The following is a 19,718-nucleotide window of genomic DNA, read 5'->3' as shown; positions in this document are numbered from 1 at the left end:
GTGTACAACGTATTCGACCCGAGGATCCCCCCTCGACTTCGCGCCATCCTAACGCGCTGATGGCTGATGATGCAGCCCCTTTGCCCTCAGCGGGATAGACGGCGAGGGGCGAAACCTACTCTAATTGCCTCTATTGAGCTTAGTGGCGAACCGACTGCCTCGCAGGCAGTCGAAGCCGGTAACTTTTGCCTCCCCCTGGTTTATGAAGGACGCCCATGTCGCTTGTCAAAATTGCCTCCGTGGCCTGTATCGCCCTGACCCTGGGCGCCTGCCAAAGCCTGTTTCAATCCAGCTACAAGACCCCGCTGGAAACCAAGCGGGAGAAGTCGGAGCAACTCAAGCCCGGCTGCAGCGGCGCCGACTGCCCGCTGGTCAACCTCGACACCGTGCACTTTCCCAGCGAGCCGCAACTGGATGCCATCGTCGAAAAACGCCTGCTGCAGATGACCCGTACAAGCCCCGATGCGCCACTGCCAGCCAGCCTCGAGGCCTACCGTGAACAATTCCTGCGCAATGCCGCGGATCGCCACGGCATGTACCTGCAATCCAAAGTACGCGAACAGCATGACGGCTTGGTGATCATCGAGTTGGCCAGCTACCTGGATACCGGCGCCGCCAACGGCACGCCTGGACGCGGCTTCATCAACTACTCGCGCCAGCAGCACCAGGCGCTGAACCTGGCAGATATGCTGCTGCCGGGCCAGGAGGAAGCCTTCTGGAAAGCCGCGCGGGTGGCTCACAACAACTGGCTGATCAGCACCCACCTGGATCGCGAAGCCGAATTCGTGAAAACCTGGCCCTTCCAGAAAACCTCGAATGTGGCGCTGACCCAGAACGCGGTGACCCTCAAGTACGATGTCACCGCTATCGCGCCTTCGGTCCTGGGCCACATCGAGTTGCAGATCCCCTATGACCGTCTCAAGGGCGTGCTCAAGCCTGAGCTGTTTCCCGGCGGTAACTGAAACCCCGGCCCATCAGCCACTGCAATAGCCCTGCCAGTACCAGTGACGGCAGGGTTGCACCGACATCCGGGTACAGATTGGCCAGCAGGTGATAGGTGCTCACTCCACCGAGCCAGGCCAGCAGCGCTGTCCAGCGCATTGCAGAAGCGGGGTTTTGCCCTGAGCGCCGACGCAGGATGAAGTGATCCACCAGCACCACGCCAAACAGCGGCGCAAACACCGAGCCGATCAACAGCAGGAAGTTCTGGTACTGGGCCAGCGGTGCCAAACAGGCGATCAGGGTGCAGAGCACGCCAATGGCCAAGGCCAGGTGCTCAACCTTAAGCCGCAGCAGAACACCGCTGGAGACCGCCGCCGAATGAATGTCGGCAAAGGCGTTTTCCGACTCGTCCAACAGGATCAGCAGCAGCGGAATCCCCAGCCCCGCGCCCGCCAGCGCCAATAGCAGAGCATTGACTTCACCGCTGGGAGCGAACGCCAGGGCATAGGCGACGCCCAGGCTCATCAGCCAGAAGTTGCCGATGAAGAAACCCAGCGCGGTCCCGCCGAACACACTCTTGGCACGCTTGCCGAAACGCGAGTAGTCGGCGATCAGCGGCAACCAGGACAGAGGCATGGCAATGGCGATATCGAAGCCCACCGCAAACGGCATCGAGCCATCCCCGGCCTGAGCCCAGAGCGCCGCCAAGTCAGCCCGGACAAAGAGGTTCCAGGTCAGCCACAGGCACGCCGCAAGCAACAGCCAGATGCCCCACTTGCGCAGGATCTGACGGACAAAGGTCAGAGGCCCGCTGACCGCCAGCAAGGTAGCCAACGCGCCGAAAATCAGGGTCCAGAGCAACGGACTGGCCCACAGGCTGCCCTCGCTGAAGGCCCGGGCGCCCAGCAAGCTGGCGGCATCGCGCATGACAATGATTTCAAACGAGCCCCAGCCCACCAGTTGCAGCAGGTTCAGCAGCGCCGGCAGGCTGGCGCCACGATGGCCCAGGCTGAGCTTGAGCGCGGCCATGGACGACAAGCCGGTGTCGCTGCCGATCACCCCCACCGCCGCCAGCAGCAAGACGCCGACTGCCGTGCCAAGAAAAATCGCCAGCAACGAATAGGACAACCCCAGACCTGGCGCCAGCAGCGCACCGGTCTGCAGCACCATCAGGCCGATGCCAAGGGAGAACCACAGGGAAAACAGATCGCGAGCACCGAAAACACGCTTGTCGGCCGGTACCGCGAGATTGGGAGAGTAGGTGCTGGTTGGACTGCTCAAGGCTGATATCTCGAAGGAATAGATCTGTAGGGGCCGGCTTGCCGGCGAAAGCGCCACCTCGTTGAGAACGCGGCGCCTGGTTCGCGGGCAAGCCCGCTCCTACAAGGAGAGGAGCGGGGTCAGACTTTCTTGTACAGCTGGCTACCTTCCTGCTTGAAGCGTTCAGCCTGCTCCGCCAATCCCTTGGCGACGTCCGCGTCGACGGCTTCGATACGCTGGTTGGCCGCGTACTCGCGAACCTCCTGGGTGATCTTCATCGAGCAGAACTTCGGCCCGCACATGGAGCAGAAATGCGCGACCTTGGCCGAGTCCTTCGGCAGGGTTTCGTCGTGGTATGAGCGCGCGGTGTCCGGGTCCAGGCCCAGGTTGAACTGGTCTTCCCAGCGGAACTCGAAGCGCGCCTTGGACAGGGCGTTGTCGCGGATCTGCGCGCCCGGGTGACCTTTGGCCAGGTCTGCGGCGTGGGCAGCAATTTTGTAGGTGATGATCCCGGTCTTCACGTCATCCTTGTTCGGCAGGCCCAGGTGCTCCTTGGGCGTGACGTAGCAGAGCATCGCGCAACCGAACCAGCCGATCATCGCCGCACCGATGCCGGAGGTGATGTGGTCGTAGCCGGGAGCGATGTCGGTGGTCAACGGACCAAGGGTGTAGAACGGCGCCTCGTCGCAGCACTCCAGCTGCTTGTCCATGTTCTCCTTGATCAACTGCATAGGCACGTGTCCCGGGCCTTCGATCATGCATTGCACATCGTGCTTCCAGGCGATTTTGGTCAGCTCGCCAAGGGTTTCCAGCTCGCCGAACTGGGCTTCGTCGTTGGCGTCGGCAATCGACCCAGGGCGCAGGCCATCTCCCAAGGAGAAGCTGACGTCGTAGGCCTTCATGATTTCGCAGATTTCGTCGAAGTGGGTGTAGAGGAAGTTCTCTTTGTGGTGCGCCAGGCACCACTTGGCCATGATCGAACCGCCACGGGAGACAATGCCGGTGACGCGCTTGGCGGTCAGCGGCACATAGCGCAGCAATACCCCGGCGTGAATGGTGAAGTAGTCCACGCCCTGCTCGGCCTGCTCGATCAGGGTGTCGCGGAACAGTTCCCAAGTCAGGTCCTCCGCTGCCCCGTTGACCTTCTCCAGCGCCTGGTAGATCGGCACGGTACCGATCGGCACCGGCGAGTTGCGGATGATCCACTCGCGGGTTTCATGGATGTGCTTGCCGGTGGACAGGTCCATCACCGTGTCCGAACCCCAGCGGATGCCCCAGGTCAGCTTCGCCACCTCTTCTTCGATGGACGAACCCAGGGCGCTGTTGCCGATGTTGCCGTTGATCTTCACCAGGAAGTTGCGGCCGATGATCATCGGTTCCAGTTCAACGTGGTTGATGTTGGCCGGAATGATCGCGCGGCCACGGGCGATTTCCTCGCGCACGAACTCGGCGGTGATTTCCTTGGGGATGCTGGCACCGAAACTGTGGCCGGCGTGTTGCTGCTTCAGCAGGCCGGCGGCGCGAGCCTCCTGCAGCTTCATGTTTTCGCGGATGGCGACGTATTCCATCTCGGCAGTAATGATGCCCTGGCGCGCGTAGTGCATCTGGCTGACGTTGACCCCGGCCTTGGCCCGACGCGGGTTGTTGACGTGGGCAAAACGCAGCTTGGTCAGCTCCGGGTCCGCCAGGCGCTGCTGGCCAAAGTTGGAACTCAGGCCCATCAGGCGTTCGGTGTCGCCACGATCATCGATCCAGGCGGAACGCACGTCGCCCAGGCCCTTGCGCACATCGATCACCACGTTCGGGTCGGTGTAGGGGCCAGAGGTGTCATACACGGTCACCGGTGCATTGATCTCACCGCCGAAATCGGTGGGGGTCACGTCCAGGGTGATTTCCCGCATGGGCACGCGGATATCCGGGCGCGAACCCTGGACATAGATTTTTTGCGAGCGGGTAAAGGGCTGAACCGATTGTTGGTCGACTTGGGCCGACTCACTGAGGTTGCTAGCGTTTTTTAATTTTGTAGTCATCACGGGCTCTCCAGACAGCATCCAGGCGGTGGAATTTTGTCGGAGTGAACCTGTAACGGACGGACGCACCCTGTCTAAGCAACTAGTGAGTGCAGTGCTTGGTACGCGAGGGGTGTTCGATTGTCGAACAACATCCCGGACGAAGCACAAGAGGACTCGCCGGGTGACGAGAAATCTTGTTCCCTACGCAGGCGCTAACCTGATCAGGTTCAACGGGATCCGGATTATCCGATCTCAGCCTCATAGCAAGGCACCCCGACAAGAACGCGGCCAGTCTAGACAAAGCCTGCGTAGAACGCCAACCCCCGTGTGATCAGCGTGATGAATGGCGTAAATGCAGGATTGTTGCGACAGGGCAGCGCATCTACACTCCCTGGCCAGTGCCGAACCTTGACGCTCCACGAGCCTCGCCTTAGCCTTGGCGCCTGGATTATCTCCGTAATATCAACTCTAGGGATCGCCGAATGCTGCGCAAACTCTCACTGGCTATTGCCGTGTCTTGTGCGTCCAATGGAATGGCATGGGCAGCAGAAGCGCCTTTGACCACCAAGACCGACCTGGTCAGCGTCTACCAGGAAGCGGTGGACAACAATGCCGATCTGGCCGCTGCGCGCGCCCAGTACGGCGCTCAGAAAGAAGTGGTGCCCCAGGCCCGCGCCGGCCTGTTGCCGAACCTCTCGGCCGGGGCGGACGTAAGCAGTGTGCGCACCGCGATCGACCAGCCTTCGGCAGTCGCCAACCGTAGCGCCAACTCGTATCAGGCGACCCTGGCGCAGCCGCTGTTCCGTGCCGACCGCTGGTTCCAACTGCAAGCGGCCAAGGACGTCAACGAGCAAGCCTCGCTGCAGCTTTCGGCCACCGAGCAGAACCTGATTCTGCAGAGCGCGGAAAATTATTTCGCGGTGCTGCGCGCCCAAGACAACCTGGCCTCGACCAAAGCTGAGGAAGCCGCCTTCAAGCGCCAACTCGACCAATCCAACGAGCGTTTCGACGTGGGGCTTTCGGACAAGACCGACGTGCTGCAATCCCAGGCCAGCTACGACACTGCCCGGGCCAACCGGATCGTTGCCCAACGCCAGGTAGATGACGCTTTCGAAGCCTTGATCACCTTGACCAACCGTGAGTACAACTCGATCCAGGGCATCGTTCACACCCTGCCAGTGCTCCCACCGGCACCGAACGATGCCAAGGCCTGGGTCGACACCGCCGCCAAGCAGAACCTCAACCTGCTGGCCAGCAACTACGCGGTCAGTTCGGCGGAGGAAACCCTCAAGCAGCGCAAGGCCGGACATGCCCCGACCCTGGATGCGGTGGTGCAGTACAAGAAAGGCGACAACGATGCCTTGGGTTTCAGCAACCCCAGCGCTTTTGGCCAGTCTTATCATGGCGATGTCGAGCAGCGCTCCATCGGCCTGCAGTTGAATATCCCGATCTACAGTGGCGGCCTGACCAGCTCCCAGGTCCGCGAGTCCTATTCGCGCCTGAACCAGACCGAACAGCAACGTGAATCCCTGCGCCGCCAGGTAGTGGAAAACACCCGCAACCTGCACCGCGCGGTGAACACCGACGTCGAGCAGGTCCAGGCCCGACGCCAGTCGATCATCTCCAACCAGAGCGCGGTGGAAGCCACGGAAATTGGCTACCAGGTGGGGACGCGCAACATCGTCGACGTGCTCGATGCCCAGCGCCAGCTGTACACCTCGGTGCGCAACTACAACAACAGCCGCTACGACTACATCCTCGATAACCTGCGCCTGAAGCAGGCCGCGGGCACCCTCAACCCGGGGGACCTGCAGGACCTGTCGCGCTACCTCAAGGCCGACTACAACCCGGATCGCGACTTCCTGCCGCCAGACCTGGCCAAGGCCGCGCAAGAGCAACTCAAGGCTCGCCCCTGAAGCCAGCGGTAATAAAAAAGGCCACCCAAGCGGGTGGCCTTTTTACATTCTGCCTATTGTCGCCATCAACCGGCGCTGCCAACCGTATGCACCACCGATCGACTGCGGAGCAGGCAAATAGTCCGTCAACGCGGCCAGCCTGGCACATCACTGGACAGGCTTGACGGTACATCGCAGCTTTCGCCGGCGCTTATGACAAGGGTTTTTCCAGCAGGCGATCGAGGCCGTCAAGCAAGCGCTGCAACGCCCCCTGATTAGCCTTCAGTACCTTGAGTCCGGCCTCGGCCATCCGCTGCGCATCCTGCGGCAACTCGAACAGGCGCTGCACCGCCACTGCCAACCCTTCTGCGTCATCTACTTCCTGCAGGGCTCCAGCGTCACGCAGCAGCGTGGCGATTTCCAGGAAGTTGAACAGATGCGGCCCACTGAGCACCGGCTTGGCCAGCGCCGCCGGCTCCAGCAGGTTGTGCCCACCATTGGCCACCAGGCTGCCGCCGACAAAGGCGCTGTCGGCCAAGGCATACAGAAACAGCAACTCGCCCATGGTGTCCCCCAGCAACACCGAGGTGGCGGCAGCTACCGGCTCCCCGGCAGAGCGCCGAACCGTCGCGAAGCCTTGTTGCTGGCACAACTCGAACACCGAGTTGAAGCGCTCCGGATGCCGAGGCACCAGAATCAGCAAGGCATTCGGGTAGCTGGCCAGCAGTTGCCGGTGAGCCTCGAGCACCACGGCGTCTTCACCCTCGTGGGTGCTGGCGGCTATCCACACCGGGCGTTCCATGGCCTGCCATTGCTGGCGCAGCTCGGTCGCGCGCTGGAGCAATTGCGGGTCGATGCTCAGGTCAAACTTGATCGATCCGGTCACTTCCACGGTCTCGGGGCGAGCACCCAACTGGCGAAAACGCTCGGCTTCAGCTGCGGTCTGCACCGCAAACAGGCTCATCTGCGCCAGCATCGGCGCGGTCAGACCGGCAAAACGCCCATAACCCTTGGCCGAGCGCTCGGACAGTCGGGCGTTGGCCAGGGCCACCGGGATCCCCCGCCGGGCACATTGGTCGATATGGTTGGGCCACAGCTCGGTTTCCATGATCACCGCCAGCTTGGGCTGTACCCGGTCAAGAAACCGCGCGGCGGCACAAGGCAAATCGTATGGCAGGTAGCAATGCTGAATCCGTGGCTCGTTGGCGAACAGCGCCTGGATCCTCTCAGAGCCGGTGGGAGTCATGCAGGTCACGGTGATCGGCAACTGCGGATAACGCGCCAGCAGCGCGCGGATCATCGGCGCGGCGGCGATGCTTTCACCCACCGACACCGCATGCACCCAGATGCCGCCGCTGTGCATGGCCGGCAAGCCAATGGAGAAACGCTCGCCAATGCGCTTGGCGTAGGCCGGTGCCTTGCGCGAACGCAACCATAGCCGAATCGCCACCAACGGCAGCCCCAGGTAAAACAGTGCGGTATAGAGAGTTCTATTCATGGCGGCGGAGTTTATCGGTTTTTTAGCCGATCGCCTTCAGATGCACGGCAAAACGTTCCGCCAGCCAACACGCCGCTGGCCCCAGGGGTTCATCACGCCGCCAGGCCAGCTCCACTACTAGCGCCGGCGGGGTCCATTCGCTGACCAGCTCCACCATCTGCTGCTGATAGGCCGGGTACTGCACGACGTGCCGCGGCAACCAGGCCCAACCCAAACCACGCATCAGCCACTCGGCCATGACGTAGAAGCTGTCGGCCCGCCAGACCTGGGGGCTGACTTGCTCGCCACCCGGGTAGCCGCTGAGTTGCGGAGCGATCAGCAACTGGCGGTGCAGGGCCAGGAGCTGGCGATTGACCCGTTTCTCGGTGGCCAACGGGTGCCCCACGGCACAGACGGTAACCATCTCGACACTGCCCAGGGCCTGGCGCTCCAGGGTTTCAGGCATCTGCTCATGGTGGAACAGCAGCCCTAGGTCAGCGCGCCGCTCCACCAGCTTGCGCGCGACGTCACCCTGGGCGCCGCTGGCCAGTTGCACTTCCAGGCTGGGGAAGCGTTCTGCCAGGGCTTCCAGGCTGTCGAGTACCGGTTGATAAGGCATTGCCTCGTCCTGAGCCAATCGCAGTCGGGCCTCCTGACCACGCATCAGGGCCAGCGCCCGACCGTTAAGGCGATCGCACTGGCGCAGAATCTCCCGCGCCTCCTGCAACAACGCACTTCCGGCCTCGGTCAGCTTGGGCTGACGGCCACTGCTACGTTCAAACAGGCTCACCCCCAGGTCGTCCTCCAGCAGGGCAATCGCATTGCTGATAGCCGACTGGGCCTTGCGCTGCTGGCGGGCCACCGCGGAAAACGAACGCAGCTCGGCAACACTGACAAACAGGCGCATCTGCTCCAGGTTCCATTGCATGCTCATGAACCAACCCATCTCTAATTCAGATAGGTAATGACTTTACCCCATCTGAGTAATCTCTAAAATGCCGACCTCAGAAAGCAGCCCCAGACACGAGGAACCCTCCCATGAACGCTTACTACTACCTGGCCATCGCCATCTGCGCGGAAGTGATCGCCACTGTTTCAATGAAAGCGGTCAAGGGCCTGAGCACACCACTGCCACTGACGTTGATCATCGTCGGCTACGGCGTGGCCTTCTGGATGCTGACCCTGGTGGTGCGCACAGTTCCGGTGGGCGTGGCCTACGCGGTGTGGGCTGGCATGGGCATCGTCATGGTGAGCATCGCCGCGCTGTTCCTGTACGGCCAGAAGCTGGATATCCCGGCGATGCTGGGCATGGCGCTGATCGTCCTCGGGGTGGTGGTGATCCAGCTGTTCTCGAAAACCGCCGGGCATTAAAAATGCTGCGATCAATGGCAAGGCTCAAGCGACAAGAAGACGCAACAACCGGTTGTTGCTTGCAGCTTGAGGCTTGAAGCTAGAAACTTGCGGCTTCGATTTGTTCTCCGAGGTCGCTGCATGCCATCCGCTATTTCCACCGATGTGCTGATTGTCGGCGCAGGCGTCGCCGGTCTCTGGCTCAACGCTCGCCTACGGCGTCAGGGCTTTTCCACTGTGCTGGTGGAAAGCGCCAGCCTCGGTGGCGGACAGAGTGTGAAGTCCCAGGGGATCATCCACGGCGGAGCCAAGTACGCACTGCATGGCGCCCTCTCCGGCGCCTCGGAGGCCATTGCCGATATGCCTCGGCGCTGGCGCGAAGCCCTGGCGGGCACCGGAGAGTTGGACCTGTCCGGTGTACGCCTGCTGTCACAGGCCCACTATCTCTGGTCTCCCGGCACCCTCGCCGGCAACCTCACCAGTTTCTTCGCCAGCAAAGCTGTCCGCGGCCGGGTCGACCAGGTCAAGGGCGAGCAATTGCCCCCGGCCCTGCAGGACAAACGCTTCAAGGGCAAGGTCTATCGCCTGGCCGAGTTGGTGGTCGATGTACCGAGCCTCATCGAACGCCTGGCCGAACTGGCGGGCGACGGCTTGCTGGCGGGGCAGAAAATCGAACCGCTGGTGGAAAACGGTCAACTGGCAGGCCTGCGGGTCGATGACCGGGAGATCCGAGCGCAACGCATTGTCCTCAGTGCTGGCGCCGGCAATGCCGAGCTGCTGCAGGCCGTCGGCCTGAGCCAACCCGCCATGCAGCGGCGCCCACTGCACATGGTGCTGGTCAAGGGCCCAAGCCTGAAACCGCTGTATGCCCATTGCCTGGGCGGCGGTCCCAAGCCTCGGATCACGGTGACCACCCACCCGGCTGCCGACGGGCAATGGGTTTGGTACGTGGGCGGGGATATCGCCGAAGCCGAAGGCGTGGCCCGAGACCCTGCGGAGCAGATTGCCGCCGCGCAGAAAGAACTGGGGCACCTGCTGCCCTGGGTCGATCTCAGCCAGGCGCAATGGGCCACCTTGCGGGTGGACCGGGCCGAGCCGGCGCAGTCGGGCCTGGCCCGGCCGGACAACGCCTTCCTCGCCGAACAGGATCGCCTGCTGGTGGGCTGGCCGACCAAACTGGCCCTGGCGCCAGACTTCGCCGACCGGGTGCTCGCCGCCCTAAAGCGCGATGACATACAGCCAGGCCACGCTGAAGCCCTGCCCGTCCTGCCCAAGCCACCACTGGCGCAACCGGCCTGGGAGCAATTGCTGCCATGAGCCAGCCGACCCTGCACGACCTGCACCGAGCTATCGGCAGTACCGGCCTGATGGTTTCACCCCTGGGCCTGGGCACCGTCAAACTGGGCCGTGATCAAGGGGTGAAATACCCCAACGGCTTCCAGATCCCGGACGATCAGGAAGCGTGCATGTTGCTCAAGCTGAGCCGCGACCTGGGCATCAACCTGATCGACACCGCGCCCGCCTACGGCCGCAGCGAAGAGCGCCTGGGCCCCCTGCTGCGCGGCCAGCGCCAGGAATGGGTGATCGTCAGCAAGGTTGGTGAAGAATTTACCGACGGCATCTCCCGCCACGACTTCAGCGCCGCTCACACCCGACTGTCGGTGGAACGCAGCCTGCAACGCCTGGAAACCGACTTCATCGACCTGGTGCTGGTGCATTCCGACGGCAACGACCTGGCGATCCTCGACCAGAGCGAGGTCTACCTGACCCTGGCGCAGCTCAAGCAAGAGGGCAAGATCCGCGGCTTCGGCTTCTCCGGCAAGACCGTCGAAGGTGGCCTGAGGGCTCTGGAGCAAGGCGATTGCGCCATGGTTACCTACAATCTGAACGAACAGGCGGAGCGGGCGGTCATTGACTATGCCACCGCCCACCACAAGGGCATCCTGGTTAAAAAGGCCCTGGCCAGCGGCCATGTCTGCCTGAGCCCGGGCATCGATCCGGTGCGGGCCAGCTTCGAATTGCTGTTTGACCGGCCCGGTGTTGCCAGTGCTATTGTCGGGACCATCAATCCGCTGCACCTGGCCCATAACGTGGCAACCGTGGCACAGGTCCTGGGCAAGAACTGATGCCGCCGACGCGGCCGACCCCGAGGCAAGAAGGAGCCGAGATGTCGCGACCGCTCATTAGAAAGAACCCCAGCAACTTCAAGACCCTGCCCCTGTTCGTCGAAGCGACTCCCGAAGGCCTGTGCTACCAGAGCGTCGGGATGCCGCTGAACTTCGCCCAGACCCTGCAGCGCCGACGCCCGGTAACGGTGGCCGACAACGAACGTTTCGCCCTGGAACTGGCCAACCTCGGAGTCTCGGTGCGCCTGACCCTGCACTGGCAGAACCGCGACTATTGGGTGCTGGTACGCCAGCGGCGCCAGGATCGTGGCGACGTGGTGCTCAAGCTGATCTCCGGCTACGTGCCGGCCCATGAGCTGAACCTGCCACTGCACACCGCGATCCAGGAAATCGCCGAGGAATGCCTGCTGGAAACTCCTGAAGGCTGGCTCGGCGGACGCTTCAACGACACCTGGCTGCCCGCACCTTATGCCGGGGCCCTGCATTACCGCGAAGCCCTGCCCTTTCGCCTGACCCCGCTGTCCGGCGCGGCGCGTCCGGTACGCTGCGTCAACCTGCAACTGCTGGAGCGCCCCCGGGCCTATGTACATTTGCCCACCGCCTCGTTACAACTGATCTATGACCTGCGCCTGGATGTGCCCAAGGAAGCCAAGTCCCTGAGCCTGTTCCATGTCGACGAACGCCTGGAAGGTGATCAATTGGTGGCGCGCCTGGACCGCAAGCGCCCGGACCTGTACCTGATGCCCCTGGACAACGGCCAGCCCTGCGCCGAGCTGTACACCTTGAAGAAGGATCAACTGCATCCGGCCAGCACCCGCGGCCTGTACCTGGCGGAAAGCTTCGCCCTGCAAGAGGGCTGGGTGGTGAATGATGAGCGTATTCGCTGGAAGGATTGGCTCAGGCAACGGGGCTTGAGCGAGCCGGAGAAGGCTTCGAAGCTGTCACGCCTGACCGGTAAAGCACGGCAGATCTTGCGCAAGATCGTTCCCAGCAAGGCCAGTCGCGAGGGATGAAGCAAACCGATCGGCGCCCAGGACGGGCGCCGATGGGTATCACGCCACTGTTACTCGGCTTTTTCGGACTTGCGGATCTTCTCGACGATGGCGGTGGTCGAGCTGTTCTCCACCAGCCCCAGCACCTTCACGGTGCCGCCATAGGCCGTGACGATATCGGCGCCCACCACCTGATCGATGCCGTAGTCGCCGCCCTTGACCAGCACGTCCGGCCGGACCTGGGACAGCAGGTTTTCCGGGGTGCCTTCAGGGAAGCTGATCACCCAGTCCACCGCCCCCAGCCCCGCCAGCACGGCCATACGTCGATCAACACTGTTGATCGGACGGCCCGGGCCTTTGAGGCGACTGACCGAAGCATCGTCATTGATCGCGACGATCAGCCGGTCGCCCTGGGCCCGCGCCTGCTCGAGGTAGGTCACATGCCCAGCGTGAAGGATGTCGAAGCAGCCGTTGGTAAAGACGATCCTCTCGTTGTGCGCCCGAGCGTCATCAATGGCCAGCAATAACTGGTCGAGACTCAGGACACCGCGTTCAGAACCTTCCTCGCGCTGGATCGCCCGGCGCAATTCCGGCGCACTGATGGCCGCAGTACCCAGCTTGCCGACCACGATGCCCGCCGCCAGATTGGCCAGGCCCACTGCGTGAGGCAGCTCCTCGCCTGCGGCAATCGCTGCCGCCAGGGTCGAGATCACAGTATCCCCGGCACCGGTGACATCGAACACTTCACGGGCACGGGCCGGCAGATGCAGGGCCGGATGATCCGGACGCAACAGGGTCATGCCGTGTTCGCCACGGGTCACCAACAGCGCCCCCAGCTCCAGGTCATGCATCAACTGTGCGCCCTTGCTCACCAGTTCGTGTTCATCGGCACAGCCGCCAACGATGGTTTCGAACTCGCTGAGGTTCGGCGTGATCAGGCTGGCGCCACGATAGATGGAGAAATCCTTGCCCTTGGGATCAGCCAATACCGGTATGCCACGGGCCCGCGCAGCCGCGATCAGCACCTGGTGATTGCGCAGCGCGCCTTTGCCATAGTCCGATAGCACCAGCACCTTGATGCCGTCGAGCAAAGCCTCGACCTCGGCGGCCAAGGCCAGGGCGTCGGTGGCGAAGGGTTCTTCGAAATCGATGCGCAGTAACTGCTGGTGACGGCTCATGACCCGCAGCTTGACGATGGTCGGCTGGTGCTTGATGCGCTGGAACAAGGCGCGCACGCCCGCGCCTTGCAGGCTGTTGGCCAGGCTGTCGGCGGCTTCATCATCGCCGGTCACGCCCACCAGGGAGGCCGGCGCGCCGAGAGCGGCGATGTTCAGGGCGACGTTGGCGGCACCGCCGGGGCGATCCTCGATTTGCTCGACCTTGACCACCGGCACCGGCGCCTCAGGGGAAATCCGTGAGGTACCACCATGCCAGTAACGGTCGAGCATGACATCGCCGACCACCAAGACAGGGGCTTGATCGAATCGCGGCATGGACAACTTCATGGAGCATCCCACATACAAAATGAACAGGGGCGCGATATTAACACAGGGTTGGCGCCGCCTAGTTCAATGGCTTGAGTGGGGCCGACGAAGAATTTTCGCCGTTTATTTCCGCTGCAGGAGCAGCAGCAGGCGACGGATCGCCTCTGGCAGTTCCACTGCCTCTGTATCGATTTCGCAATCGGCCTGCAACGGCGCCTCATAGGGGCTGTCAATTCCGGTGAAATCCTTTATCCGCCCTTGCAGCGCCGCCTGATACAAGCCTTTGGGATCGCGTCGGGCACAGGTGTCGAACGGGGTACTGACATACACCTCGAAGAACTGTCCGGGGCCGAACAACGCCCGAGCGGCATCGCGCTCCGCCCGAAAGGGAGAAATCGCCGAGACGATCACCAGCAGACCGGCGTCCACCATCAAGCGCGCCACTTCGGCCATGCGACGGATATTTTCCTTGCGCGCCTCGACTCCCATTCCCAGATCGCTGCACAGACCACTGCGCACGTTGTCGCCATCAAGGACGAAGGTATGCATTCCCAGTTCGTTGAGTCGCAACTCCAGCAGGTTGGCCAAGGTTGACTTGCCGGCCCCCGATAATCCGGTGAGCCAGACGCACCCTGGCTGCTGGTGCTTGAGGGCTGCCCGGGCCTCTGTCGAGAGTGACAGGGTATAAGGGCGAATCTGCGGTTGCTCCAGAGGCGCATATGCAAGCTTATTCATAACCAAGCATCTCGTAGTCACGTTGATAAACCCGACGCACCAGGCGCCGCGTACGTACCGAGCAGAAGTCCCTGACGGGGGTGCTTTGACGCTCCTGGGTGCTGTTGACATGAGTCAGTTGCGCTGCAGTGCCCAGGTGCTCGCAAAGTAGGTGGAAATCTCGCTGCAGGTGTTCCTGATAGCCAAGGAAATCCAGAGACATTCGCCCCAGTGAATCGGTGAGAAAATCACTCTGGGCGGCAAAGTGCATCTGTTTGTGGATGGTTTCCGCGTGCAGCCAGCGGCAGACAAAGTCATCGAAGTCGCGGTAGTGCGCCACCAGCCTTTGCGCGGCCTGGTCCCGCCGCCCCAGTTGATTGCCTCGCAGAAAGGCATAGGCCGAGTAGGCACGCTCCAGGGGATCGCGGACGAAGGCAAACTTGAAACTGCTGGCAAACGCCTCGGGAAATTGCTGTTCATACCAGTACAGCGGCAGGTGCCCGGGCATCCAGCCGTCGAACAAGGCCGAGCAGATGCTGCTGCCGGCACACTTGGGCACATGAATGAACAGGCAAGAACGGCGCGCGAAGGCATCAGGGAAGCGCACATTGGCGGACATGGATTTGTTCACCACCTGACGATCCACCACCGACAGGCGCCCGAGCAGAAAGTTACGCTGGGGCTTAGGGATCAACTTCCAGACAAAGCGTTGCAACATTCCGGTACCCACGCGAGAAGGATGGCCCTCTCGATCAATTCGACGATTCAGGGGGCAACCATAACAAGCGTGAAAGGCAGAATTATTTAAGCTTGGTCAAGAATGTAACGCGGGCAATACAAATGATATCAAGGTGCCTTGCACACCCTGGATATAGCGGGGAGCGAGCCTGCTCGCGCCCCGCTAACGGTCAGGCAATCCCAGTGGGTACGGGCTCTTCCAGCCCCATGGCATTCAACCGCGCGTAATAGCCGTTCTGCGCCAGCAGCTCAGCGTGGGTACCGCGCTCGACAATTCGCCCCTGATCCATGACCAGGATCAGATCAGCTTTCTCGATGGTCGACAGGCGGTGGGCGATCACCAAGGTGGTACGCCCTTTCATGACCTTGTCCAGAGCAGCCTGGATATGCCGCTCGGACTCGGTATCCAGGGCCGAGGTGGCTTCGTCGAGAATCAGCAGCGGCGCGTTTTTCAACAAGGCCCGGGCAATCGCCAGGCGCTGACGCTGGCCACCCGAAAGCAGCACGCCGTTCTCACCCACCTGGGTGTCGAGCCCCTCGGGCAGCTGGGCGATGAAATCCATGGCATAGGCATCGGTGGCGGCCTTCTCGATATCCGCACGCGGCGCCCCAGCCAGGTCGCCATAGGCGATATTGTTGGCCACGGTATCGCTGAACAGGGTGACGTGCTGGGTGACCTGGGCAATATGCCGACGCAGGTTGAGCAGGCGATAGTCCTCAATCTCGGTGCCGTCCAGGAGGATCTGGCCCTGGTCGTGGTGATAGAAACGCGGGATCAGGTTGGCCAGGGTGGATTTACCGCTACCGGAACGCCCCACCAGAGCCACCATTTTCCCGGGCTCAATACTGAAACTGATGTCATCGAGCACCTGACGCTCGGTTCCCGGGTAGGTGAAGCTCAGATTACGCACTTCCAGGTGCCCACTGATGCTGGCGTGTTCCACGGTGCCACGGTCGATTTCCGGCTCGACGTCCAACTGCTCGAAAATGCTTTCCGCGCCCGCTACGCCCTTCTGGATAGTAGAGCTGACTTCGGACAGCTGGCGGATCGGCTTGGGCAGCAGGCCGGCCATGGTGATGTAGGCAACCATCTCGCCCGCAGAAGCATCACCGCGCAGGTACAGCACCAGGAACATCAGCACCGCCATGGCGCTGTAGATCACCAGTTGCAGCATCGGGGTGTAGATGGCACCGGTGCGGGTCATGCGCAGTTGTTTGTCGGTATTACCTTGGCTTGCGGCAAGAAAGCGCTGCTGCTCATAAGTCTCGCCGCCAAAGCTGCGTACCACGCGATAGCCCTGGATGGTTTCCGAGGCCACATGGGTCACATCACCCATGGCCACCTGGATTTTCTTGCTCTGTTTGCGGAATTTCTTGCTGGCGGTGCGAACCATGATGGCGATCAGCGGCAGGATGGCGATCATCACCAGGGTCAAGCGCCAGTTCATCCACAGCAACGAAGCAAACAGGAAGATCACCGTCATGCCTTCACGGATCACGACCTTGATCGCGTCCGTGGCCGCTCCGGTGACCATGGTCACGTTGAAGGTGATGCGCGAGATCAGGTGCCCGGAGTTGTGCTTGTCAAAATAGCGGTTGGGCAGTGTCAGCAAGTTGTTGAACAGCTGTACTCGCAGGTCATGCACCAGCCCCAGGGAGACCTTGGCTAGAAAGTAGTTGCCCAGGTAGGAGCCCAGGCCCTGCCAGGCCGCGATCAATACGATCAGTAGCGGCACCGCCTGCAGCAGGCGCATGTCCCGCAGATAGGGAACCGAGGGGAACAACGCAGCGTCGGGATTGGACAAGCCGTCGACAAAATACTTGAGGATGTAGCCGAGCATCGGCTGGGTCGATGCGAAGATCAAGAACCCGACGATGCTGATGAGGAACAGACCAATATATGGCCGCACATAGCCGAGCAGACGGAAGTAGATTTTCAAGCTCGAGGGGCTTGCGCTGGGACTGGAGTCGGTCATATCACGCGAATGTCGTCAAAAAGGAGGCTGACTTTAGCACAGCTTCCTAAGCACGCTGACAATCCCCGAGTGCCAGCAATTGTTCAGCTGACAAACGACAGTACCTGGCAATAGTCGCTATCATGGCCGACTTCATTTCTGGAACGAAGCTCCCAGCATGCAACTGAATGCGCTCAGCAACACGTCCAATCGAGTATTCGATTTCATTTGCCTATGGATCTTGCCGATTGGCTATCTATTGCTTCTCTGCGCGATGTTTTTTCTTCCCGGGCGAAGCATGCTGCACAAGATCTACTACGGGCTGTTCAGCATTCCGGTACTGATTGCCCTGTGCACACGCCCCAGCGAGCTGAAAGGACTGGTACGCGAGCCAATCTTTGTTGCCATGCTGCTGTTCTGTACCTGGGCCATTGTCAGCCTTGCCTGGAGCCCTCCGGTCGATAGCGTGTTGGGAGAGATCAAAGTCCCCCTGCACCTCCTGATGCTGTTTGCCGGCTGCGCCCTGCTGGTTCGCTATCGCAGCGAAATACTGCAGCCCCTGATCTTCTGCGCCGCGATCATTGCGCTCATCGCCTCGATCTTCAATCTGTATGTCTTCGTTCGTTATCACACCCCCGATTTACGCATGATCGGCGCCGGAGCTTTTGACAACCCGCTGCTGAGCTCCCATGTCTTCGGTTTCTTCTGTGTGTACTGGTTATGCCTGAGCATGACTTGTCGCCGCTACCAGATGCTCTGGCTGAGTGTTCCAGCCATGACCATCATGTTCGCCGCGCTGATCGCTACGGGCTCCAGAACGCCCTTGGTGGCACTGACTCTGGCCGCCCTCTGGCTGAGTTTCATCAGCTGGAACCGCCGCTCGCTGATGCTGCTTGCGGGCATGCTGGCAGGTGGCACGGCGGTGGTGCTGCTGTTCTCGCAGATGCTCCTGGAGCGTGGCAGTTCTTCGCGTTTCGATCTCTGGCGCCTGGCGCTGGAGCAGATTGCCAACCACCCATGGATCGGCCATGGCTATAACGCCAGCCTGTCTCTGGACCCGGGCATCGGCTTCCTTCTGCAAGAGCCGCACAACTTTGCCTTGGGGGTTCTCTACTATGTGGGCATCTTCGGCTTGCTGCCGTGGTTGTTCATGCAGGCCTGGGCCCTGTTCAAAAGCTGGCAGCTGCGTGCGACCCCACTGATGATCCTGGCCTCGACCTGGCTGATGTTCGGCATAGGGGCCGGCCTGACCGAGGGCGGCGGGATTCTCTCGCGCCCCAAGGAGCACTGGTTCCTGCTGTGGATTCCCCTGGCACTGATCGCCGCCCTGTGCATAGGCCAGCGGGCCAGGCGTTCGCCTGCCCTGGCGGTGCAATTGCTCACGCCTGCCGCCGCCGAACAGTTGACCGCCAACGCCCAGGTAATCGAGGCCGATGGCCTGGGCCCCAAAGTCCTGTGCCTGGAGGACGGCAGCTTCTTCAAGCTGTTCCGCCCCCGCCACTGGTACACCTCCGGCGGTTTCAATCCCTACTCCGAGCGTTTTGCCAACAACAGCGAGCAACTGCGCGAACTGGGTATTGCTGCGCCGATCATCCTCGGGCTCTACCGCCTCGCAGACGGCAGCAACGCCGTGCGCTACCAGCCCCTGCCCGGGCAAACCCTGCGCCAACGCCTGCAGTCGGCCGACACCGCCGAGCAGCGCGCGAAGCTGATCAAGAGCTTCGGTACGTTCATGGCCAAGCTGCATGAGCAGGGGGTGTACTTCCGCTCGCTGCACCTGGCAAATGTGCTGGTGCTGGAAAATGGCGAGTTCGGCCTGATCGATCTTGCCGACCTGCGGGTCTACCCCTCTGCGCTAAGAACCTCGCTACGCCAGCGCAATCTGCGGCACATGCAGCGTTATAGCGAAGACCGTGGCTGGTTGTTCCAGGAGCACCTGGGCGCGCTGCAGGCCGGTTATGCACTACCGACCTCAGCGTCACTGGCTACAAGGCTATTGAAAGCGCTGCCTGTGGGCAGTGAGCGTCAAGGCGCTCACTGAGCCACAGCAACGCCCACACTTGATCCAGGCAGCCCGTGAGGGTTGTCCGGGTCAAGTCAGGCAAGAGTTATGGCTGAGAGCCGCTATTGGCCCCAGCAGTCAGGCTGAGCGTTGCCGGGCATAGTCCAGAAAGCCCTCGATATCATCACTGCAGAGCTTGTCGGCCAACCCGTGCAACTCAGCCTCAGGCCAATCCCACCAGGCACTCTGCAGAAGTTGCAGACGCTGTTCTTCGGGAAAACGCCAGCGCAGGAAGCGTGCCGGGTTGCCACCAACCACCGCATAAGGCTCGACATCCTTGGTGACCAGGGCTCCTGCCGCAATAATTGCACCATGGCCAATGGTCACACCTGACAACAGGGTGCTGTTGGAACACAGCCAGACATCATTACCAACCTTCACATCACCATTGGTGACAGCGTATCCACTGATATGCGCGGCCTGGGGCAGCATCGCCGGGAACGGATAAGTGCTGACCCAATCCGCCCGGTGGTGTCCACCGAGGAAAATCTGCACGCCCTCGGCAATCGAGCAGTACGCCCCAATGCTCAGGGTCGAGCCCTCTTGCCAGTCATGCACCTCGGGCAAGCCGTAGCTGCCACGCCCAATGCTGTACCCCGGATAATGCTGCTGGAAACGCACCACGCCGCGTTCGATCTTCGGCAGCTTGCGGATCGCACGCTTGGCGCGCTTTTCAAGAAAGCGTTGAATCCAGCCCATTACCTACGCCTC

The 19,718-nt window shown here is 61.7% G+C and carries 16 protein-coding genes and 1 riboswitch; of the genes, 7 read left to right on the top strand and 9 right to left on the bottom strand.

Annotation, left to right across the window (positions count from 1 at the left end; genetic code table 11):
* Nucleotides 1-215 precede the first annotated feature (215 nt).
* Nucleotides 216-962: an RsiV family protein gene (locus GV819_RS26185; RefSeq protein WP_161758951.1), complete on the top strand. Its 747-nt coding sequence runs from the start codon at nucleotides 216-218 to the stop codon at nucleotides 960-962.
* On the opposite strand, the gene cytX is transcribed toward GV819_RS26185, so the two are convergent.
* Both cytX and thiC read right to left on the bottom strand, forming a co-directional pair.
* On the bottom strand, nucleotides 931-2,223 hold the full coding sequence (gene cytX / locus GV819_RS26180) for a putative hydroxymethylpyrimidine transporter CytX (protein WP_161758950.1): 1,293 nt from the start codon (nucleotides 2,221-2,223) through the stop codon (nucleotides 931-933). The genes GV819_RS26185 and cytX overlap by 32 nt on opposite strands.
* A gap of 119 nt (nucleotides 2,224-2,342) precedes the next feature.
* Nucleotides 2,343-4,232 carry a phosphomethylpyrimidine synthase ThiC gene (thiC, locus tag GV819_RS26175; protein WP_161758949.1) on the bottom strand — a complete coding sequence of 630 codons (1,890 nt, stop codon included), beginning with the start codon at nucleotides 4,230-4,232 and terminating at the stop codon, nucleotides 2,343-2,345.
* A 163-nt stretch (nucleotides 4,233-4,395) separates the two neighbouring features.
* Nucleotides 4,396-4,500: riboswitch (TPP riboswitch) on the bottom strand.
* Nucleotides 4,501-4,696: 196 nt separating this feature from the next.
* Between thiC and GV819_RS26170 the strand changes: the two genes are divergently transcribed.
* The gene (locus GV819_RS26170) at nucleotides 4,697-6,130 is read left to right on the top strand and encodes a TolC family outer membrane protein (protein WP_161758948.1); all 1,434 of its coding nucleotides are present in this window, start codon (nucleotides 4,697-4,699) and stop codon (nucleotides 6,128-6,130) included.
* A 190-nt stretch (nucleotides 6,131-6,320) separates the two neighbouring features.
* Here the strand turns inward: GV819_RS26170 and waaA are convergent, their stop codons facing one another.
* Together waaA and GV819_RS26160 are read right to left on the bottom strand one after the other, a co-directional pair.
* Nucleotides 6,321-7,607 carry a lipid IV(A) 3-deoxy-D-manno-octulosonic acid transferase gene (waaA, locus tag GV819_RS26165; protein ID WP_161758947.1) on the bottom strand — a complete coding sequence of 429 codons (1,287 nt, stop codon included), beginning with the start codon at nucleotides 7,605-7,607 and terminating at the stop codon, nucleotides 6,321-6,323.
* A gap of 22 nt (nucleotides 7,608-7,629) precedes the next feature.
* Complete coding sequence (locus tag GV819_RS26160; protein ID WP_178124689.1) at nucleotides 7,630-8,514, bottom strand: LysR family transcriptional regulator; 885 nt, start codon at nucleotides 8,512-8,514, stop codon at nucleotides 7,630-7,632.
* A gap of 110 nt (nucleotides 8,515-8,624) precedes the next feature.
* Here GV819_RS26160 and GV819_RS26155 point away from each other — a divergent pair, with 110 nt between their 5' ends.
* The 4 genes from GV819_RS26155 to GV819_RS26140 all read left to right on the top strand — a co-directional run bounded on the left by GV819_RS26155 (nucleotide 8,625) and on the right by GV819_RS26140 (nucleotide 12,075).
* Nucleotides 8,625-8,957: a DMT family transporter gene (locus GV819_RS26155; RefSeq protein ID WP_161758945.1), complete on the top strand. Its 333-nt coding sequence runs from the start codon at nucleotides 8,625-8,627 to the stop codon at nucleotides 8,955-8,957.
* Between the two features lie 120 nt (nucleotides 8,958-9,077).
* On the top strand, nucleotides 9,078-10,253 hold the full coding sequence (locus GV819_RS26150) for an NAD(P)/FAD-dependent oxidoreductase (protein ID WP_161758944.1): 1,176 nt from the start codon (nucleotides 9,078-9,080) through the stop codon (nucleotides 10,251-10,253).
* Complete coding sequence (locus tag GV819_RS26145) at nucleotides 10,250-11,062, top strand: aldo/keto reductase (RefSeq protein ID WP_161758943.1); 813 nt, start codon at nucleotides 10,250-10,252, stop codon at nucleotides 11,060-11,062. The genes GV819_RS26150 and GV819_RS26145 overlap by 4 nt, the downstream gene beginning before the upstream one ends.
* Nucleotides 11,063-11,103: 41 nt before the next feature.
* Nucleotides 11,104-12,075: a metal ABC transporter ATPase gene (locus GV819_RS26140; protein ID WP_161758942.1), complete on the top strand. Its 972-nt coding sequence runs from the start codon at nucleotides 11,104-11,106 to the stop codon at nucleotides 12,073-12,075.
* Between the two features lie 50 nt (nucleotides 12,076-12,125).
* Here GV819_RS26140 and hldE read toward each other — a convergent pair whose 3' ends face one another.
* The 4 genes from hldE to msbA form a co-directional block, all read right to left on the bottom strand.
* Nucleotides 12,126-13,559, bottom strand: a complete 1,434-nt coding sequence (hldE, locus tag GV819_RS26135) for a bifunctional D-glycero-beta-D-manno-heptose-7-phosphate kinase/D-glycero-beta-D-manno-heptose 1-phosphate adenylyltransferase HldE (RefSeq protein WP_161758941.1) — start codon at nucleotides 13,557-13,559, stop codon at nucleotides 12,126-12,128.
* A 102-nt stretch (nucleotides 13,560-13,661) separates the two neighbouring features.
* A complete protein-coding gene (gene cysC / locus GV819_RS26130; protein WP_161758940.1) occupies nucleotides 13,662-14,273 on the bottom strand; it encodes an adenylyl-sulfate kinase in 612 nt (203 codons plus the stop codon).
* On the bottom strand, nucleotides 14,266-14,970 hold the full coding sequence (locus GV819_RS26125; protein ID WP_161758939.1) for a sulfotransferase family 2 domain-containing protein: 705 nt from the start codon (nucleotides 14,968-14,970) through the stop codon (nucleotides 14,266-14,268). The genes cysC and GV819_RS26125 overlap by 8 nt, the downstream gene beginning before the upstream one ends.
* A gap of 190 nt (nucleotides 14,971-15,160) precedes the next feature.
* On the bottom strand, nucleotides 15,161-16,966 hold the full coding sequence (msbA, locus tag GV819_RS26120) for a lipid A export permease/ATP-binding protein MsbA (protein WP_161758938.1): 1,806 nt from the start codon (nucleotides 16,964-16,966) through the stop codon (nucleotides 15,161-15,163).
* 157 nt (nucleotides 16,967-17,123) lie between these two features.
* Here msbA and GV819_RS26115 point away from each other — a divergent pair, with 157 nt between their 5' ends.
* Nucleotides 17,124-18,986, top strand: coding sequence for an O-antigen ligase family protein (locus GV819_RS26115; RefSeq protein WP_161758937.1), 1,863 nt, complete (start codon nucleotides 17,124-17,126; stop codon nucleotides 18,984-18,986).
* A 99-nt stretch (nucleotides 18,987-19,085) separates the two neighbouring features.
* Here the strand turns inward: GV819_RS26115 and GV819_RS26110 are convergent, their stop codons facing one another.
* Nucleotides 19,086-19,706, bottom strand: coding sequence for a CatB-related O-acetyltransferase (locus GV819_RS26110; protein WP_161758936.1), 621 nt, complete (start codon nucleotides 19,704-19,706; stop codon nucleotides 19,086-19,088).
* Between the last annotated feature and the right edge of the window lie 12 nt (nucleotides 19,707-19,718).

The sequence above is a fragment of the Pseudomonas sp. Fl5BN2 genome (genome assembly GCF_009908205.1).
GTDB lineage: Bacteria > Pseudomonadota > Gammaproteobacteria > Pseudomonadales > Pseudomonadaceae > Aquipseudomonas.
This window is presented reverse-complemented; position numbering and strand designations above follow the sequence as displayed.

Excerpts from the sequence above, each read along its gene's own strand:
- GV819_RS26125 (WP_161758939.1), bottom strand. The coding sequence starts at position 14,970 with ATGTTGCAACGCTTTGTCTGGAAGTTGATCCCTAAGCCCCAGCGTAAC.
- GV819_RS26115 (WP_161758937.1), top strand. The coding sequence starts at position 17,124 with ATGCAACTGAATGCGCTCAGCAACACGTCCAATCGAGTATTCGATTTC.
- hldE (WP_161758941.1), bottom strand. The coding sequence starts at position 13,559 with ATGAAGTTGTCCATGCCGCGATTCGATCAAGCCCCTGTCTTGGTGGTC.
- cysC (WP_161758940.1), bottom strand. The coding sequence starts at position 14,273 with ATGAATAAGCTTGCATATGCGCCTCTGGAGCAACCGCAGATTCGCCCT.
- GV819_RS26150 (WP_161758944.1), top strand. The coding sequence starts at position 9,078 with ATGCCATCCGCTATTTCCACCGATGTGCTGATTGTCGGCGCAGGCGTC.
- GV819_RS26155 (WP_161758945.1), top strand. The coding sequence starts at position 8,625 with ATGAACGCTTACTACTACCTGGCCATCGCCATCTGCGCGGAAGTGATC.
- GV819_RS26185 (WP_161758951.1), top strand. The coding sequence starts at position 216 with ATGTCGCTTGTCAAAATTGCCTCCGTGGCCTGTATCGCCCTGACCCTG.
- waaA (WP_161758947.1), bottom strand. The coding sequence starts at position 7,607 with ATGAATAGAACTCTCTATACCGCACTGTTTTACCTGGGGCTGCCGTTG.
- GV819_RS26160 (WP_178124689.1), bottom strand. The coding sequence starts at position 8,514 with ATGCAATGGAACCTGGAGCAGATGCGCCTGTTTGTCAGTGTTGCCGAG.
- GV819_RS26145 (WP_161758943.1), top strand. The coding sequence starts at position 10,250 with ATGAGCCAGCCGACCCTGCACGACCTGCACCGAGCTATCGGCAGTACC.
- thiC (WP_161758949.1), bottom strand. The coding sequence starts at position 4,232 with ATGACTACAAAATTAAAAAACGCTAGCAACCTCAGTGAGTCGGCCCAA.
- GV819_RS26140 (WP_161758942.1), top strand. The coding sequence starts at position 11,104 with ATGTCGCGACCGCTCATTAGAAAGAACCCCAGCAACTTCAAGACCCTG.
- msbA (WP_161758938.1), bottom strand. The coding sequence starts at position 16,966 with ATGACCGACTCCAGTCCCAGCGCAAGCCCCTCGAGCTTGAAAATCTAC.
- GV819_RS26110 (WP_161758936.1), bottom strand. The coding sequence starts at position 19,706 with ATGGGCTGGATTCAACGCTTTCTTGAAAAGCGCGCCAAGCGTGCGATC.
- GV819_RS26170 (WP_161758948.1), top strand. The coding sequence starts at position 4,697 with ATGCTGCGCAAACTCTCACTGGCTATTGCCGTGTCTTGTGCGTCCAAT.